General features: G+C 67.1%; 14 protein-coding genes and 1 tRNA gene. 10 read left to right on the forward strand and 5 right to left on the reverse strand.

Annotated features, from left to right (window positions below; genetic code table 11):
- Window positions 1–85 precede the first annotated feature (85 nt).
- The 3 genes from CFB45_RS04770 (at window position 86) to CFB45_RS04780 (ending at window position 3,102) form a co-directional block, all read left to right on the forward strand.
- On the forward strand, window positions 86–1,024 hold the full coding sequence (locus CFB45_RS04770; protein WP_039343490.1) for a carbohydrate ABC transporter permease: 939 nt from the start codon (window positions 86–88) through the stop codon (window positions 1,022–1,024).
- Window positions 1,014–1,871 (forward strand): carbohydrate ABC transporter permease, encoded by an 858-nt coding sequence (locus tag CFB45_RS04775; protein ID WP_011544828.1) that lies wholly within the window; start codon window positions 1,014–1,016, stop codon window positions 1,869–1,871. Before CFB45_RS04770 ends, CFB45_RS04775 begins: the two co-directional genes overlap by 11 nt.
- 112 nt (window positions 1,872–1,983) lie before the next feature.
- On the forward strand, window positions 1,984–3,102 hold the full coding sequence (locus tag CFB45_RS04780) for an ABC transporter ATP-binding protein (RefSeq protein ID WP_046545128.1): 1,119 nt from the start codon (window positions 1,984–1,986) through the stop codon (window positions 3,100–3,102).
- A gap of 87 nt (window positions 3,103–3,189) precedes the next feature.
- Here the strand turns inward: CFB45_RS04780 and CFB45_RS04785 are convergent, their stop codons facing one another.
- From CFB45_RS04785 to trxB, 3 genes are all read right to left on the reverse strand, one after another.
- A complete protein-coding gene (locus tag CFB45_RS04785; protein WP_027788121.1) occupies window positions 3,190–3,813 on the reverse strand; it encodes a trimeric intracellular cation channel family protein in 624 nt (207 codons plus the stop codon).
- Window positions 3,800–4,579 (reverse strand): Smr/MutS family protein, encoded by a 780-nt coding sequence (locus CFB45_RS04790; RefSeq protein WP_089424726.1) that lies wholly within the window; start codon window positions 4,577–4,579, stop codon window positions 3,800–3,802. The genes CFB45_RS04785 and CFB45_RS04790 overlap by 14 nt, the downstream gene beginning before the upstream one ends.
- Window positions 4,580–4,716: 137 nt before the next feature.
- Window positions 4,717–5,679 (reverse strand): thioredoxin-disulfide reductase, encoded by a 963-nt coding sequence (gene trxB / locus CFB45_RS04795; RefSeq protein ID WP_089424727.1) that lies wholly within the window; start codon window positions 5,677–5,679, stop codon window positions 4,717–4,719.
- A 429-nt stretch (window positions 5,680–6,108) separates the two neighbouring features.
- On the opposite strand from trxB, the gene CFB45_RS04800 reads away from it, so the two are divergent.
- The 3 genes from CFB45_RS04800 (at window position 6,109) to CFB45_RS04810 (ending at window position 10,672) form a co-directional block, all read left to right on the forward strand.
- The gene (locus CFB45_RS04800; protein WP_089424728.1) at window positions 6,109–8,418 is read left to right on the forward strand and encodes a DNA translocase FtsK; all 2,310 of its coding nucleotides are present in this window, start codon (window positions 6,109–6,111) and stop codon (window positions 8,416–8,418) included.
- A gap of 46 nt (window positions 8,419–8,464) precedes the next feature.
- Window positions 8,465–9,154 (forward strand): outer membrane lipoprotein chaperone LolA, encoded by a 690-nt coding sequence (lolA, locus tag CFB45_RS04805; RefSeq protein WP_089424729.1) that lies wholly within the window; start codon window positions 8,465–8,467, stop codon window positions 9,152–9,154.
- A gap of 207 nt (window positions 9,155–9,361) precedes the next feature.
- Window positions 9,362–10,672 (forward strand): replication-associated recombination protein A, encoded by a 1,311-nt coding sequence (locus tag CFB45_RS04810; RefSeq protein WP_089424730.1) that lies wholly within the window; start codon window positions 9,362–9,364, stop codon window positions 10,670–10,672.
- A 43-nt stretch (window positions 10,673–10,715) separates the two neighbouring features.
- Here the strand turns inward: CFB45_RS04810 and CFB45_RS04815 are convergent, their stop codons facing one another.
- Window positions 10,716–10,982 (reverse strand): DUF2164 domain-containing protein, encoded by a 267-nt coding sequence (locus tag CFB45_RS04815; protein ID WP_089424731.1) that lies wholly within the window; start codon window positions 10,980–10,982, stop codon window positions 10,716–10,718.
- Window positions 10,983–11,245: 263 nt separating this feature from the next.
- Between CFB45_RS04815 and serS the strand changes: the two genes are divergently transcribed.
- The 3 genes from serS to CFB45_RS04830 all read left to right on the forward strand — a co-directional run bounded on the left by serS (window position 11,246) and on the right by CFB45_RS04830 (window position 14,808).
- A complete protein-coding gene (serS, locus tag CFB45_RS04820; RefSeq protein WP_089424732.1) occupies window positions 11,246–12,547 on the forward strand; it encodes a serine--tRNA ligase in 1,302 nt (433 codons plus the stop codon).
- A gap of 115 nt (window positions 12,548–12,662) precedes the next feature.
- A tRNA-Ser gene (locus CFB45_RS04825) sits at window positions 12,663–12,753 on the forward strand.
- 519 nt (window positions 12,754–13,272) lie between these two features.
- Window positions 13,273–14,808, forward strand: a complete 1,536-nt coding sequence (locus CFB45_RS04830; RefSeq protein ID WP_089424733.1) for a methyl-accepting chemotaxis protein — start codon at window positions 13,273–13,275, stop codon at window positions 14,806–14,808.
- 102 nt (window positions 14,809–14,910) lie between these two features.
- Here the strand turns inward: CFB45_RS04830 and CFB45_RS04835 are convergent, their stop codons facing one another.
- The gene (locus tag CFB45_RS04835; protein ID WP_089424734.1) at window positions 14,911–16,071 is read right to left on the reverse strand and encodes an alkane 1-monooxygenase; all 1,161 of its coding nucleotides are present in this window, start codon (window positions 16,069–16,071) and stop codon (window positions 14,911–14,913) included.
- A gap of 669 nt (window positions 16,072–16,740) precedes the next feature.
- On the opposite strand from CFB45_RS04835, the gene CFB45_RS04840 reads away from it, so the two are divergent.
- Window positions 16,741–17,253, forward strand: a complete 513-nt coding sequence (locus CFB45_RS04840; RefSeq protein ID WP_174968547.1) for a GNAT family N-acetyltransferase — start codon at window positions 16,741–16,743, stop codon at window positions 17,251–17,253.
- Window positions 17,254–17,270: the final 17 nt, after the last annotated feature.

Here is a 17,270-nt window from a genome sequence, read left to right on the forward strand (position 1 = left end):
GCAGCAAACGGGCTCGCCCGCGAAGCCCGTGCCGTACCCGGCGCCGGCCCGGCCTGCGTCGCCCTCGTTCCAGGAGTCGAATCAAGTGGCTGCCCCTCTTAGCGGAAACGGATCCGGCGCTGCCGCCGCACGGCGTACGTCGCCGATGTCGGCCTTCGCCGACCGCTGGATCCCGAAGCTCGTGCTTGCGCCGAGCGTCGCGATCGCCGTGGTGTTCATCTACGGCTTCATCCTGATTACCGGCTATCTGTCGCTGACCAACTCGCGGCTGTTGCCGAACTACGAATTCGACGGCTTCGGCCGTTACTCGGACCTGTTCCAGAACGACGTGTGGTGGACCTCCGCCGCGAACCTCGGCTGGTTCGGGATTCCGTTCATCGTGATCTGTGTCGCGCTCGGGCTGTTCCTCGCGATCCTGCTCGACCAGCGGATCCGCAACGAAGGCGCGCTGCGCGCGGTCTTCCTGTACCCGATGGCGCTGTCGTTCATCGTCACCGGCACCGCGTGGCAGTGGATCCTGAACCCGGGCCTCGGCCTCGAGAAGGTGATGCACGACTGGGGCTGGACGAGCTTCTCGTTCGGCTGGCTCGACGATCCGGACAAGGCGATCTTCTGCGTGGTGATCGCGGCCGTGTGGCAGTCGACCGGCTTCGTGATGGCGCTGTTCCTCGCGGGGCTGCGCGGTGTCGATGCGGAGATCTTCAAGGCCGCGCAGGTGGACGGTGCGACGCTGCCGACCATCTACCGCAAGATCGTGATCCCGAGCATGCGCCCGGTGTTCTTCTCGGTGCTGCTGATCCTCTGCCACATCACGATCAAGACCTTCGACCTCGTCGTCGCGCTGACGGCGGGCGGCCCGGGCACGTCGTCGTCGCTGCCGGCCATGTTCATGTACACGTTTTCGTTCAACCGCGGCCAGCTCGGGCTCGGCGCGGCGTCCTCGGTGATGATGCTCGCGACCGTGGTCGCGGTGCTGGTGCCGCTGATGTATATGGAATCGAGGAGCACCCGCAATGCAGCCTAAGATGACGATCAGCCGGGCAGTGATCTATGCGGCACTGATCCTGTTCGCGCTGTATTTCCTGTTCCCGATCTACGTGATGCTGTCGACGTCGTTCAAGGATCTCGACCAGCTGCGCACCGGCAACCTGCTGACGCCGCCCACCACGTGGACCGTCGACCCGTGGGTGAAGGCCTGGAGCGGCGCGTGCACCGGCGTGCGCTGCGACGGCATGAAGCCGTTCTTCCTGAACTCGCTGCAGATGGTGATCCCGGCCGTGCTGATCTCGTCGCTGATCGGCGCGTTCAACGGCTACGTGCTCACGCACTGGCGCTTCCGCGGCGCCGACGCGCTGTTCACGATGATGCTGGTCGGTTGCTTCATCCCGTTCCAGGTGATCCTGCTGCCGATGGCGCGCCTGCAGGGGATGCTCGGCCTCGCCAACACGATTCCGGGCCTCGTGTTCGTGCACGTCGTGTACGGCATCGCGTTCACGACGATGTTCTTCCGCAACTTCTACGTGAGCGTGCCGGCCGAACTCGTGAAGGCCGCGCGCATCGACGGCGCGGGCTTCTTCACGATCTTCACGAAGATCCTGCTGCCCGTGTCGCTGCCGATCTTCATGGTGTGCCTGATCTGGCAATTCACGCAGATCTGGAACGACTTCCTGTTCGGGATCGTGTTCTCCGGCGTCGATTCGATGCCGATCACGGTTGCGCTGAACAACCTCGTCAACACGTCGACGGGCGTGAAGGAATACAACGTCGACATGGCGGGCGCGATCATCGCCGCGCTGCCGACGCTGCTCGTCTACATCGTCGCGGGCCGCTACTTCGTGCGCGGGCTGACGGCGGGCGCGGTGAAGGGGTAAGCGCGGCTTCATCCGATACGACGAACCGGCCGCGCCTCGCGCGCGGCGCATCGAAACGAACCCGACGCGGCGCCGGAGCGCGCCGCGCGAGACGAGACAGAGGATTCACAGCATGGCAAGCCTTTCCATCCGTGACGTGTACAAGACCTACCCGAACGGGGTGCCGGTCCTGAAGGGTGTCGACATCGAGATCGAGGACGGACAGTTCCTGATCCTGGTCGGCGGGTCGGGCTGCGGGAAGTCGACGCTGCTCAACATGATCGCCGGGCTCGAGACCGTGACGAGCGGCGAGATCTGCATCGACGGCAAGGTCGTCAACGACCTGTCGCCGAAGGATCGCGACATCGCGATGGTGTTCCAGTCGTACGCGCTGTATCCGTCGATGACGGTGCGCGAGAACATCTCGTTCGGCTTGAACATCCGCAAGGTGCCGAAGAGCGAACAGCAGCAGATCGTCGACCGCGTGTCGCAGATGCTGCAGATCCAGCACCTGCTCGACCGCAAGCCGGGCCAGCTGTCGGGCGGCCAGCGCCAGCGTGTCGCGATGGGCCGTGCGCTCGCGCGCGATCCGTCGCTGTTCCTGTTCGACGAGCCGCTGTCGAACCTCGACGCGAAGCTGCGCATCGAGATGCGCGCGGAAATCAAGCTGCTGCACCAGCGCCTCGGCACGACGATCGTCTACGTGACGCACGACCAGATCGAGGCGATGACGCTCGGCGACCGGATCGCGGTGATGAAGGACGGCGTGGTTCAGCAGTTCGGCGCGCCGCAGGAGATCTACGATTCGCCGTCGAACCTGTTCGTCGCGGGCTTCATCGGCGCGCCGCCGATGAACTTCATCAACGGCAAGCTGGTCGAGCAGGGCAGCGGGATCGCGCTCGAAGTCGACACGGGCGTCAAGCGCGGCGCGCTGAACCTGCCGTTCGATGCGGCGAAGCTGAAGTCGCACGTCGGCCGCGAGGTGATCCTCGGCCTGCGTCCGGAGCGCATCACCGACGTGCGCCATGCGCACAACGGCGACGCGTCGCACCTGCAGCCGTTCGACGTGCGCGTCGACGTGACCGAGCCGACCGGGCCGGACACGCACGTGTTCGCGCAGGTGAACGGCAAGCGCATCGTGAGCCGCGTGCATCCGGCCGCGAATCCGCAGCCCGACCAGACGCTGTCGCTGCTGTTCGACGTGTCGAAGGCGGTGCTGTTCGATCCGGCGTCGGAAGAGCGGATCGCGTGAGATCGCGCGAGCGCTGAACGAAGCAAGAAGGGGCCGTCTTCGGACGGCCCCTTTGTTTTGGCGCGACGGTCGATGCCGCGGCGGCGCTCAGTGCGGCAGCCGCACGTCGAACTTGAACGTCGCGAGCCGCGCGACGAGGATGAAGCCGGTCGCGAGCAGCACGCTGTAGACGGAATCGAACTGCAGCCACACGAGCAGCAGGTAGAACCAGCAGCCGACGAACGCGCAGGTCGCGTAGGGCCGCGAATCGCGCAGGATCAGCGGGATGTCGTTGCACAGCACGTCGCGGATGATCCCGCCGACCACGCCCGTGATCACGCCCATCATCACCGCGATGAAGCGCGGCATCTCGGCATCGAGCGCGATCGCCGTGCCCGAGATGCTGAAGATCCCGAGCCCGATCGCATCGGCGACGAGCAGCAACCGCTCGGCCGACAGCCGCGACAGCATCCGCAGCACGAACGGCGCGAACAGCGCGAGCACGAAGATCGCGATCACGTAGTCGTCGTGCACGACCCAGTAGAACGGCCGGCGCTCGAGCAGGATGTCGCGCAGCGTGCCGCCGCCGAACGCGGTGGCGAGCGCCACCACGAACGTGCCGACCGAGTCGAGGCGGTTCTTGCGCGCCTCGATGAAGCCCGAGATCGCAAAGGCCAGCGTGGCGATCGCCTCCAGTACCGCGATCGCGAGCGTCAGCCTAGGATGCGGCACGCGGCCCCCGGTCCCCGGGTGCCGCGAACGGCTGCAGCAGCACCAGCACCGCGCCCGCGCCGCCGTCGTGGCCGCGCGCCTCGCAGAACGCGATCACTTCTTCCTTCTGCACGAGCCACGCACGCACCTTGCCTTTCAGCACCGGCTCCTTGCCGATCGAGCCGAGCCCCTTGCCGTGGATCACGCGCAGGCAGCGCAGCCCCTTCTTGCCGGCTTCGCGGATGAACTCGGCGAGCGCGTCGCGCGCCTCGTCGCGCCGCATTCCATGCAGGTCGATCTGCGCCTGCACGATCCACGCGCCGCTGCGCAGCTTGCGCACGACGTCGCGGCTGATGCCGGGGCGGTGGTAGTACAGCGAGTCGTCGCTGTCGAGCAGCGTCTCGGGATCGAATTCGTCGGACAACGTCGCGTTCAGCACGGCTTCCTCGTCGCGCTGCGTCTGCTTCGGCACGGGGTCGGGCGGCGTGCGGCCGGCCGCCGCGCGCGGCGGCGCGTTCAGCGGGCGGATCGCGCCGATCTCGTTGCGGAACAGGTTTGCGTCGGCTTCCGCCTTGCGCTCGGCCTTGGCCGCTTCGACGCGCTCGCGGTCGCGGCGATCGGCTTCGCCTTGCAGCGACTTGCGCAGCGCGCCGAGGCCCGCGAGCCCCTGGCCGCGCAACGCGGCGGGATCGGGCGCGGGCGCCGGCGCGACGGGCGCGGGGTTCGCGGGACGGGCGGCGATCTGCCGCTTCGCGGGATCGCTCGGATGGGGCTGGTTCTTCGCCATGATTCGGTACGCAGGGCAGGCGCGTTCGGGCGCGCGGGCAAAAAAAAGCCGCTGCACGGCGGCAGCGGCTTGTCCGGCCAGACCCGCTTCGCGGCAGCGGACGCCATTGTAGCGCCCGGCGCGACAGGTCTCGCGGCTTACTTCTTGTCGTGCAGGCTTTCGAGGTAGCGCTGTGCGTCGAGCGCGGCCATGCAGCCCGTGCCGGCGCTGGTGATCGCCTGGCGGTACACGTTGTCCTGCACGTCGCCCGCGGCGAACACGCCCGGCACGCTCGTCGACGTCGCGTTGCCGTGCAGGCCGCTCTTCGTCAGGATGTAGCCGTCCTTCATCTCGAGCTGGCCCTGGAACAGGTCGGTGTTCGGCTTGTGGCCGATCGCGACGAACACGCCCTGCACGTTGAGGTCTTCCGTCGCGCCGGTCTTCACGTTCTTGATGCGCAGGCCCGTGACGCCCGAATCCTCGCCGGTCACTTCATCGAGCACGTGATCCCACTTGATCACGACCGCGCCTTCCTTTTCCTTCTCCAGCAGGCGGTCGATCAGGATCGGCTCCGCGCGGAACTTGTCGCGGCGGTGGATCACCGTGACCTTCTTCGCGATGCCGGTCAGGTAGAGCGCTTCCTCGACGGCCGTGTTGCCGCCGCCGATCACCGCGACTTCCTGGTTGCGATAGAAGAAGCCGTCGCAGGTCGCGCAGGCCGACACGCCCTTGCCCATGAACGCTTCTTCGGACGGCAGGCCGAGATACTGCGCGGACGCGCCGGTCGCGATGATCAGCGAGTCGCACGTGTATTCGCCCGAGTCGCCGATCAGGCGGATCGGCTGCTCGTGCAGCTTCGCGGTGTGGATGTGGTCGAACACGATTTCGGTGTTGAAGCGCTCGGCGTGCTCGAGGAAGCGCGCCATCAGCTCCGGACCCTGCACGCCTTTCGCGTCTGCCGGCCAGTTTTCGACGTCGGTCGTGGTCATCAGCTGGCCGCCCTGCGCGATGCCGGTGATCAGCACCGGGGACAGGTTGGCGCGTGCCGCGTAGACGGCAGCCGTGTAGCCGGCGGGGCCGGAACCGAGAATCAGGACTTTGGCGTGTTTGGGCGTGGACATGTGCGAATCCGTAAAAGGCGGCCGCGGCGGGCGGGGTAGGGCTCGCCGTACGATCCGGGTTGACCGGGATGCCGTCATAGATGGGTATCAGACGCGCATTATAAAGGCCCCGTTGCTGCGTTGCCGAACGAGAGTTTCAATCGTCGCGATAGTGTCGGGCAGTGCAACGGCCGCCCACGCGGGGTGGGCAGGGCGCCTGGCGCACGTGTGTGGCGGGCCTGGCACCGGCTCGACGGGCGTAGCGGCGGTGGCCGACGTGGCCCGGCCGGACCAGGGCAAAAGAGCCGGCGCGAAGCGCGTCCACGGGGCCGTCCGGACCCCGGCCCTGTTATGTAACCGTCATTTACACTTGGCGGCCCGGTGCAGCGTTTACAATAAGCGGGATCGAACGACAGGCGGGCGCACGGCCCGTCCTCTTTATACGGATTCATGGCAAAAGCTCCTTATTCCGCCCAGGCACAGGCGTTGCCGCACCGGATGTCGAAGCTCCTCACGGAGATCCGCTGGATTCTCCAGGTCGCGCTCTGCGCATTTCTGGTGATGGCCCTGCTGAGCTACAGCCGGCGCGATCCGAGTTGGACGCACGCCGCCCAGGTGGATCACATCACGAACTGGGCCGGCCGCGTCGGCGCGTGGACGGCCGACATCATCCTGCTGCTGTTCGGCCTGTCGGCCTACTGGCTGATCGTGCCGCTCGCGCGGCGCATCGCCGTCAACTATCGCCGCATCACGCGCCACGAGGCGGTCTCGGACGAACCCGAGCGGCCGATCGGCTGGCTCACCGAAATCCTCGCGTTCGTGCTCGTCGTGCTGGCGTGCGACGGCATCGAGGCGCTGCGCATGTGGTCGCTGAAGGTGCAGTTGCCGCGCGCGCCGGGCGGCGTCGTCGGCGAGGCCGTCGCGGGTGCGATGTCGCATGCGTTCGGCTTCACGGGCGGCACGCTGCTGCTGCTGATCGCGCTCTCGATCGGCCTGTCGCTGTATTTCCGCTTCTCGTGGCTGTCGGTCGCCGAGCGTGTCGGCGGCGCGATCCTGTCCGCCGTCAACGTCGCGAAGCTGCGCCGCGAGGCCGAGCGCGACCGCAAGCTCGGCGAGGCCGCGGCCGTGCGCCGCGAAGGCAAGGTCGAAGAGGAGCGCGTGCGCATCGAGGATCACGAGCCGGTGACGATCGTGCCGCCGGTCGTCACGCCGGCGAAGTCCGAGCGCGTCGAGCGCGAGCGCCAGGTGCCGCTCTTCACCGACCTGCCGGGCGATTCGACGCTGCCCGCGGTATCGCTGCTCGATCCCGCGCCGAAGGCGCAGGAGGCGATTTCCGCCGACACGCTCGAGTTCACGTCGCGCCTGATCGAGAAGAAGCTGAAGGATTTCGGCGTCGAGGCGAGCGTCGTCGCCGCCTATCCGGGCCCGGTCGTCACACGCTACGAGATCGAGCCTGCCACCGGCGTGAAGGGCAGCCAGATCGTCAACCTCGCGAAGGATCTCGCACGCTCGCTGTCGCTCGTGTCGATCCGCGTCGTCGAGACGATTCCCGGCAAGAACTACATGGCGCTCGAGCTGCCGAACCAGCGCCGCCAGACGGTGCACCTGTCCGAGATCATCGGTTCCGAGGTGTACGCGGCCGCGTCGTCGGCGCTGACGCTGAGCCTCGGCAAGGACATCGGCGGCAAGCCGGTGTGCGCGGATCTCGCGAAGATGCCGCACCTGCTGGTGGCCGGCACGACCGGCTCGGGCAAGTCGGTCGGGATCAACGCGATGATCCTGTCGCTGCTGTACAAGGCGACGGCTGACCAGGTGCGCCTGATCCTGATCGATCCGAAGATGCTCGAAATGAGCGTCTACGAAGGCATTCCGCACCTGCTGTGCCCGGTCGTCACCGACATGCGCCAGGCCGGCCACGCGCTGAACTGGACGGTCGCCGAGATGGAGCGCCGCTACAAGCTGATGAGCAAGCTCGGCGTGCGCAACCTGGCGGGCTACAACAACAAGATCGACGAGGCCGCGAAGCGCGAGGAGAAGCTGCCGAATCCGTTCAGCCTGACGCCGGACGATCCGGAGCCGCTCGGCCGCCTGCCGAACATCGTCGTGGTGATCGACGAGCTGGCCGACCTGATGATGGTCGTCGGCAAGAAGGTCGAGGAACTGATTGCACGGATCGCGCAGAAGGCGCGCGCGGCCGGCATCCACCTGATTCTCGCGACGCAGCGTCCGTCGGTCGACGTGATCACCGGCCTGATCAAGGCCAACGTGCCGACCCGGATCGCGTTCCAGGTGTCGTCGAAGATCGACTCGCGCACGATTCTCGACCAGATGGGCGCCGAATCGCTGCTCGGGATGGGCGACATGCTGTACCTGGCGCCGGGCACCGGGCTGCCGGTGCGCGTGCATGGCGCGTTCGTCGCGGATGACGAAGTGCACCGCGTCGTCGAGAAGCTCAAGGAGCAGGGCGAGCCGAACTACGTCGAGGGCCTGCTCGAAGGCGGCACCGCCGACGGCGACGAGGGCTCGGCCGGCGCGGGAACCGGCGAAGGCGGCGAGGAGTCTGATCCGCTGTACGACCAGGCGGTCGAGATCGTCATCAAGAACCGCCGCGCATCGATCTCGCTCGTGCAGCGCCACCTGCGGATCGGCTACAACCGCGCGGCGCGGCTGCTCGAGCAGATGGAGCAGTCGGGGCTCGTGTCGGCGATGTCGTCGAGCGGCAACCGCGAAATTCTTGTGCCGGCGCGCGACGCGGAATGAGTCCGCGGCGTTCGCAGCGCCGGCCACCCAGGGAGAAAACCGCAATATGCAGCAACATTCGTTCGCAATGTCCCTTCGTTCGACGCGGCGCTGGCTCGGCGCGGCGCTCGCCGGCGCCTCGCTGATGCTCGCGGCGACGCACGCGTTCGCGGGCGGCACCGAGCAACTGAAGGCGTTCGTGTCGCAGGTGCGTTCGGCGAAGGGCGACTTCACGCAGCAGATCGTCAAGGCCCCGGCGAAGGGCGCGAGCGCCGCGCAGGCCGTGCCGAAGCCCACCGACAATTCGAGCGGCACGTTCGTGTTTGCGCGCCCCGGCAAGTTCATCTGGACGTACCAGAAGCCGTACCAGCAGGTGCTGCAGGCTGACGGCGACAAGCTCTACGTGTACGACCGCGACCTGAACCAGGTCACCGAGCGCAAGCTGAACGGCGCGCTGGGCGCGAGCCCCGCCGCGATCCTGTTCGGCAGCAACGATCTGGAGAAGAACTACACGCTGCGCGATGCCGGCGAAAAGGGCGGCATCGAGTGGCTCGAAATGCTGCCGAAGGCGCAGGACACGCAGTTCCAGCGGATCGGCATCGGCTTCAAGAACGGCACGCTCGCCGCGATGGAACTGCACGACGTGTTCGGCAACGTCACGCTGCTGACGTTTACGAACATCCAGACGAATCCGCCGCTGAAGGGCGATACGTTCAAGTTCGTCGTGCCGAAGGGCGCCGACGTGATTACCGGCTGACCGGCGCCCGCGCGCTGCTGTTTCACCGAAGGGCCTGCCGGCGACGGCAGGCCCTTGTTGTTTCTGGGCACCGGGCGCCGGGCGCGGGGCGCGGGGCACCGGGCGCGAGCACCCGGCGTCGGGCGCGGCGGTGCTTTCGCGCGGCTGTCATAATGTCGGGTCCGGCGGCCGGTTCGGCCGCCATCGTTTGATGTGGAGCGAGGGTTCATGTCCGACCTGTTTCAAGTCGAGCCGCGCCGCCCGCTCGCCGAGGCGCTGCGGCCGAAGACGCTCGCCGAGGTGATCGGCCAGACGCATTTGCTGGGCGAAGGCAAGCCGCTGCGGCTCGCGTTCGAATCGGGCAAGCCGCATTCGATGATCCTGTGGGGGCCGCCCGGCGTCGGCAAGACGACGCTCGCACGGCTCACCGCGCTCGCGTTCGACTGCGAGTTCATTGCGCTGTCCGCGGTGCTCGGCGGCGTGAAGGACATCCGCGAGTCGATGGAGCAGGCGAAGGACACGCTGAACCGCACCGGCCGCCACACGATCCTGTTCGTCGACGAAATCCACCGCTTCAACAAGGGGCAGCAGGACGCGTTGCTGCCGTTCGTCGAGTCGGGGCTCGTGACCTTCATCGGCGCGACGACCGAGAACCCGAGCTTCGAGGTCAACTCGGCGTTGCTGTCGCGTGCGCAGGTGTACGTGCTGAAGTCGCTGGACGACGACGAGATGCGGCAGTTGCTGAAGCGCGCACAGGAAATCGCACTCGACGGCCTGTCGTTCGACGACAAGGCAATCGATACGCTGGTCGGCTATGCGGACGGCGACGCGCGGCGCTTCCTGAACCTGCTCGAGCAGGCGCAGACGGCGGCCACGTCGGCCGGCACCGCGACGATCGATGCCGAATTCGTCAGCAGCGCAATGACGCTGAACGCACGGCGCTTCGACAAGGGCGGCGACAACTTCTACGACCAGATCTCGGCACTGCACAAGTCGGTGCGCGGTTCGAGCCCGGACGGCGCACTGTACTGGTTCTGCCGGATGATCGACGGCGGCGCGGATCCGAAGTATCTCGCGCGGCGGATCGTGCGGATGGCGTGGGAAGACATCGGCCTCGCCGATCCGCGCGCGCTGCAGGTGGCGAACGACGCGGCCGAAACCTACGAGCGCCTCGGCTCGCCGGAAGGCGAGCTCGCGCTCGGGCAGGCGGTGATCTATCTCGCGTGCGCGGCGAAGAGCAACGCGGGCTACAACGCGTTCAACCAGGCGATGGCGTTCGTGAAGCAGGACAAGTCGCGCGAGGTGCCCGTGCATCTGCGCAACGCGCCGACCAAGCTGATGAAGGAACTCGGCTACGGTCACGCCTACCGTTACGCGCACGACGAGCCGAATGCGTATGCGGCCGGCGAGACGTACCTGCCGGACGGGATGCGCGAGCCGCGCTGGTACAAGCCGGTGCCGCGCGGGCTCGAATCGAAGATCGCCGACAAGCTCGCGTGGCTGCGCGAACTCGACCGCGAGGCCGGCAAGAAGGACTGACCGGGCAACGTCCGGCGCGGCCTGCGCCGGTGCCGCGAACGCGTCAGCGCTTGCGGGCCGGCGGCTTCTTCCAGTAGCCGAACGGCTCCTGATGGCACTCGATGTCGAGTTCGGTGACGCGGGCGTGCAGGCTCTGCTGCGCATCCGCGATCGCGAGGTTGTAGATCGCGGGCGCGATTTCCTCGACGAAGAAGTGCAGCAGTGCACCCGCCTGGATGTTGCCGATCGGCTCATCCATGTTTTCTGTGAAATAGCGTTGCAGCGACGCGATCGCGCGGTCGCGTACGTCCTTCTCCAGTTCGATGGCCATCGGGGTCCTTGAGTCGTTGTGACGGGGGGCGCGTGCCTTGTTCGATGCGTTGCGGCGGGCACGCCCGGGTGTTTCGCGATCCGCGGCGCGTCGATGCCGCGCGATTTCGCGGGCGCCGACGGGCGGTCCGGCACTGCGATACTGCCATGGCCGTCGCGCCGCGGTCATCGCCCGTTTGCAGCATTGTCCGTCCGGCCAGTGCCGTGGCAGCCCCGCGGTGCGTTAGAATTCCCGTCTTACACAACGATTCCCCAAGTCCTCCCATGCTCGACATCCAGTTGCTGCGCAAAGACCTCGACGGCGTCGCCCAGCGCCTCGCCGATCGCGGCTACACCCTCGACATCGCCGCCTTCTCCGCGCTCGAAGCGGAACGCCGCGCGATCCAGACCCGCACCGAAGAGCTCCAGGCGCGCCGCAACAGCCTGTCGAAGCAGATCGGCGCGATGAAGGGGAAGGGCGAGGACACGTCGGCCGTGATGGCCGAGGTCGGCGGGATCGGCGACGAAATGAAGGCAGGAGAAGCCAAGCTCGGCGAGATCCAGGCGCGCCTGTCCGACCTGATGCTGGGCATGCCGAACGTCGCGCATGAAAGCGTGCCGGTCGGCAAGGACGAAGCCGACAACGTCGAGGTGCGCCGCTGGGGCACGCCGCGCCAGTTCGATTTCGAGGTGAAGGATCACGTCGACGTCGGCACGCCGCTCGGCCTCGATTTCGAGACCGGCGCGAAGCTCGCCGGCGCGCGCTTCACGATGCTGCGCGGCTCGATCGCGCGCCTGCACCGCGCGCTCGCGCAGTTCATGATCGACACGCATACGCAGCAGCACGGCTACACCGAGACGTATACGCCGTACATCGTGAACCCCGAGATCCTGTACGGCACGGGCCAGCTGCCGAAGTTCGCGGACGACATGTTCCGCGTCGAGAAGGGCGGCGAGGACAACAAGGTCACGCAATACCTGATCTCCACGTCGGAAATCTCGCTGACCAACACCGTGCGCGAGTCGATCGTCGACGCGTCCGCCCTGCCGATCAAGCTGACCGCGCATTCCCCGTGCTTCCGCTCGGAAGCCGGTTCGTACGGCCGCGACACGCGCGGCATGATTCGCCAGCACCAGTTCGACAAAGTCGAGATGGTGCAGGTCGTCGCGCCGGAAACGTCGTACGCCGCGCTCGACGAGATGGTCGGCCATGCGGAAGCGATCCTGCAGAAGCTCGGCCTGCCGTACCGCGTGATCACGCTGTGCACGGGCGACATGGGTTTCTCGGCCGCGAAGACGTTCGATCTCGAAGTGTGGCTGCCTGCGCAGAACACCTATCGCGAGATCTCGAGCTGCTCGAACACCGAAGCGTTCCAGGCGCGCCGGATGCAGGCGCGTTTCCGCAACGCGCAGGGCAAGCCGGAGCTCGTGCATACGCTGAACGGCTCGGGTCTCGCCGTCGGCCGCACGCTCGTCGCGGTGCTGGAGAACTACCAGAACGCGGACGGCTCGGTCACGGTGCCGGAAGCGCTGCGTCCGTACATGGGCGGCATCGAGCGTATCGACGCGCCGGCACAGGCGTCGTAACGCGGCCTTCAAAGCCCTCGCAAAAAAAATTGCAGAAAGGGCTTGTCAGCTACGAAGCGATCGTCTTATAATCTTTTTCTCGCGGAAACGACCAGCCGCGAGATGCAGCAAGGAAGGAGAGGTGGCAGAGTGGTCGAATGTACCTGACTCGAAATCAGGCGTACGGTTTCCCCGTACCGTGGGTTCGAATCCCACCCTCTCCGCCAAAATACGAAGCCCCTTGATCCGGAAGGATCAAGGGGTTTTTCGTTTTGGGTTCGCGGTGCGTGCGTCGAGTCGCAAGCGGTTGTAGTGGCAACAGCTCGACCTTCGGCAATTCGGATCGTGCAGATGCGGGGGCGCCCACCGCATGCATGATCGTGCCGCGTCCTCGATACAGCCGCGCTGAATGGCAAACGCAGCATCGATCGTGCTGAATGCCGCGATGATCGTGCCGACGCCGACCCAAGGTGGCCGCGCCACTACCTGTCCAACGCGACCGCAAGGATCGTACTCGGCGTACCGTCGATCGTCGTCGTGCGCCGCTGGATGGCGGGCCCGCGCAGGGGCGCGACAATCGGGCCGCGCGCCACGCATCCCACCTGAGCGCACAGGCCGGCCTCGATACACGCGTCCGGCCTTTGCCGCTTTCTTTAGCTTTAAGCCCGCGCTTCCCGGGCCGTTAACACGGGGCGGCGGCCGGCGCTCGTGCCGGATCGCATCGTTCCCCGTCGATTCAAGGTCCCATGAAGCTGAGCTACAAGATTCCCCTCGCATTCGCTGTCGCGCTGCTGCTGATGTTCTGTGGCGCGCTGTACGGTATCCACATTCTCAATCGGTCGATCGATACGTTCGCCGACGACGTGCAGACGAACGTCGGCGAGGAGCGGCTCGTGTCGGCCACGCTCGTCCAGTTCAAGCTGCAAGTGCAGGAATGGAAGGACACGCTGTTGCGTGGCAAGCAGCCCGACAAGCTCGACAAGTATTGGCTGGCGTTCCAGACGCGCGAGCGGACGGTCGACACGCTCGCCGCGCAGCTCGTTCACCAGTTGCCGCCCGGCGAGAGCCGCTCGCTCGTCGAGCAGTTCATGCGCGCGCACACGGCGATGGGCGAGGGTTACCGGCGCGGGTTCGACGCGTTCAAGGCGGCCGGCTTCGAGCCGTCGGCGGGCGATGCCGCGGTGGCGGGCGTGGACCGCGAGCCGGCGGCGCTGCTGGAGCGGGCCGCGAAGTCGATCGCCGACGAGAGCGCCGCGGTGTCGGCGCAGGCGAGCCGCGACGCGCAGCACGCCACGACCGCGAGCCTCGTGCTGATGCTGGTCGTGCTCGGCGTCGCGATGGTCGGCGCATTCCTGTTCAGCCGCGCGATCCTGCGTCCGCTCGACCGTGCGGTGGCGTGCGCGCAGGCCGTCGCCGAAGGCGACCTGACGCGCGATGTCGACGCGGCCGGCCGCGACGAGATCGCCGATCTGCTGCGCGCGTTGCAGACGATGCAGACGAGCCTGTCGGGCGTCGTGCTCGAAGTGCGCACGCATGCCGAAGCCGTCGCGACGGCGAGCGCCCAGATCGCGTCGGGCAATCACGACCTGTCGGCGCGGACCGAGGCGCAGGCCGCGTCGCTCGAGGAGACGGCTGCCAGCATGACCGAACTCACGGGCATCGTCCGCCAGTCGGCCGAGCACGCGCAGCACGCGGCGCAGCTGGCGCACGACGCGTCGAACATCGCGGCGGCGGGCGGCGGCGTGATGACGGATGCCGTCGGCACGATGAACGGCATCGCCGACAGCTCCGCCAAGGTCGGCGAGATCATCGCGGTGATCGACGGCATCGCGTTCCAGACCAACATCCTCGCGCTGAACGCAGCGGTCGAGGCGGCCCGCGCGGGCGAACAGGGGCGCGGCTTCGCGGTCGTCGCGGCGGAAGTGCGCACGCTCGCGCAGCGCAGCGCCGCCGCGGCGAAGGAGATCAAGGGGCTCATCGAGCAGTCGACGAAGCGGGTCGACGAGGGCGCCGTGCTGATCGGCCGGGCGGGCGAATCGATTCACGAGATCGTCGGCGCAGTGCAGCGCGTCACGACGATCGTCGGCGAGATCTCGTCCGCGTCGCAGGAGCAGAGCGGCGGCATCCAGCAGGTGAACATCGCGGTGACGCAGATGGACGAAGCGACGCAGCGCAACGCGGCGCTCGTCGAGCAGGCCTCGGCCGCGACGCAGGCGCTGGCCGAGCAGGCGAGCGCGCTGCGTCATGCGGTGGCCGTGTTCAGGCTGCCGGAAATGGCGTGACGGCGGCGGCCGTCGCGCCGGACTTCGATGGAACCGGGGCCGGCGCGGCGCCGGCTTTCAGCGGCGCGCCTGTGCCGATCGACCCCGGCCCGTCCCCCGCGATCACGCCGCGGCCGGATACTGCGCGAGCACCCGGGCGCGGATCGACGGCTTGATGTTCGACTGCGCCATGTTGCCGCCGTAGTGCGCGACGACGCGCGGATTCATCACGCGATACCAGAGCGGCGGCACGTACGCGAACAGGATCATCGTCGCGTAGCCGGCCGGCAGTTGCGGCGCATCGTCGAAGTGGCGCAGCGCCTGGTACGAGCGCGTCGGATTCGCATGATGGTCGGCGTGCCGCTGCAACTGGTACAGGAACAGGTTGGTGACGACGTGATTGCTGTTCCACGAATGCTGCGGCGTGCAGCGTTCGTAGCGGCCGTTCGGCAGCTTGCGGCGGCCGAGCCCGTAATGCTCGACGTAGTTCACGACTTCGAGCAGCGACGCGCCGTAGACGGCCTGGATCACGAGGAACGGAATCACGACCTTGCCGGCCATCGCGATCGCGATGGCCCACACGACGACGGTCATCGCCCACGCGTGCAGCACTTCGTTGCGCCAGGTCCACGGCGAATGCCCGAGCCGTTCGAGGCGCGCCTTCTCGAGCCGCCACGCCGAGCGGATGCTGCCGGTCACGGTGCGCGGCAGGAAGGCCCAGAACGATTCGCCGTAGCGCGCGCTCGCCGGATCCTCCGCCGTCGCGACGCGCACGTGGTGCCCGCGGTTGTGCTCGACGTAGAAGTGGCCGTATGCGACCGGCGCGAGCGTGATTTTCGCGAGCCAGCGCTCGAAGCGGTCGGTCTTGTGCCCGAGTTCGTGCGCGGTATTGATCGAGATGCCCGTCGCGGCGCCGAGCGACAGCGCGAAGCCGACGTAGTCGTACCAGGCGAGCGCATGCGTGCCGACGATCCAGACGCACGCGAAGAACGCGACGTATTCGACGAGGGTCGCGAGATAGACGATCAACCGGTAGTAGCGCTCCCGTTCGAGACGCGGCACGACGTCCTCGGGCGGGTTGTCGCGATCGTCGCCGATCAGCGTGTCGAGGATCGGGATCACGCCGAACGCGAACAGCGGGCCGAACCACCAGAACACGTGCAGGCCCGTCGACAGCGCGAGCTGGGCGGCGAGGATCGGCAGCGTGATCGTCAGCGCGCCGAGCAGCCACAGGTAACGCTTGCCATCCGACCAGCCCGAAGCCGATCCGTGGGTCATTGCCATTGTCTCCCTCCTGCCGGCCGGCCCGAGGGCGGCCGCCTGCACGGTTGTTCGAATTTTCGTTGGTCCGCGAAGCACGCGCGGTCGAGCCGGATCGTCACCCGGTTCTGCCTGTTATACGACCCACGCGCACGGTTGCCAAACTCCGGCACTAGGCGCGCGGCTCCAAACGGGCGAGTGTGTGTGGCGCAGGCAGGGAAGGGGTCGCGCACGCTGATTGAAACATGCGGGGAACGCCGGATCGACCCGTACGGCCGACTGGTTTGTCAGACGGATGGCGTGTCGTGACGCGTGCGGGTGGTGACGCCACGGGCTCGCAACAAATGTTGCGATGCAATATTGAGAGGGCGGCAGGTGCCCGTGATATCTATTTCCGGGGTCTCCAATCTTACGGATCATTACGGTTTTCGCGTTGAAATTCACGGGGTCTGACGGGCAACTGCCGCATGTCGCAAGGCGACTGCCGGCATGCGTCAAACGAGGCCGTCGCAACCGTCTTTCGGCGGCACGCATCGGCATCGCGATGCTGCACCTGCACACGAACGGGCCGACTGGCCGCCGGCGGTGCGTGCTGCCTTTCGATTCGCGCTGTCATTTGAAAATAACGATTTGACTCATGCCCCGCTTTCGGTTGAAGCTAGTAGCTTGCTGTCCGAAGGGGGCTGTGCCTGCATGAGTTCGACCTTGACCGTTCGTCGTATCGTTGCCGACCAGGGCGGCGTGTATCGCGAACTCCGCGCCGCATCGCTGCGCGAGCCCTACGCGCCCGGCGAAGCGCCGGAGGCCGAATTGCTGAACGTCGAAACGGACGCGGCGTCGGCGATTGCCGCGCAGCGCGCCGTGTCCGACGAGTCGACGACTTTCCTGTTGTATACCGAAGGCCATCCGGCCGGCATGATCGGCGCGTATTTCGACAATACGCCCGATCGGCGTGCGTTCGTCAGCGAGCTGTGGGTGGCGCATGCGGTGCGTCATCTGCGCGGCGGCGTGCTGCTGCTGGAGACGGCCACCGCCTGGCTCGCCGAGCGCGGTGCCCAGGACGTCTACGCGTGGATTGCCGATGCGAACCGCAACGCGATCCGCTTCTATGAGCGGGCGGGTTTCGGCAATACCGGCGAACACGCGCCGATCGCACGGATGCCCGGCGCGATGAAATCGCTGTACGTATCGCAGATGAAGCACTGACGTGACGTCAGAACGCG

The sequence above is a fragment of the Burkholderia sp. HI2500 genome (genome assembly GCF_002223055.1).
Classification (GTDB): Bacteria; Pseudomonadota; Gammaproteobacteria; order Burkholderiales; family Burkholderiaceae; genus Burkholderia.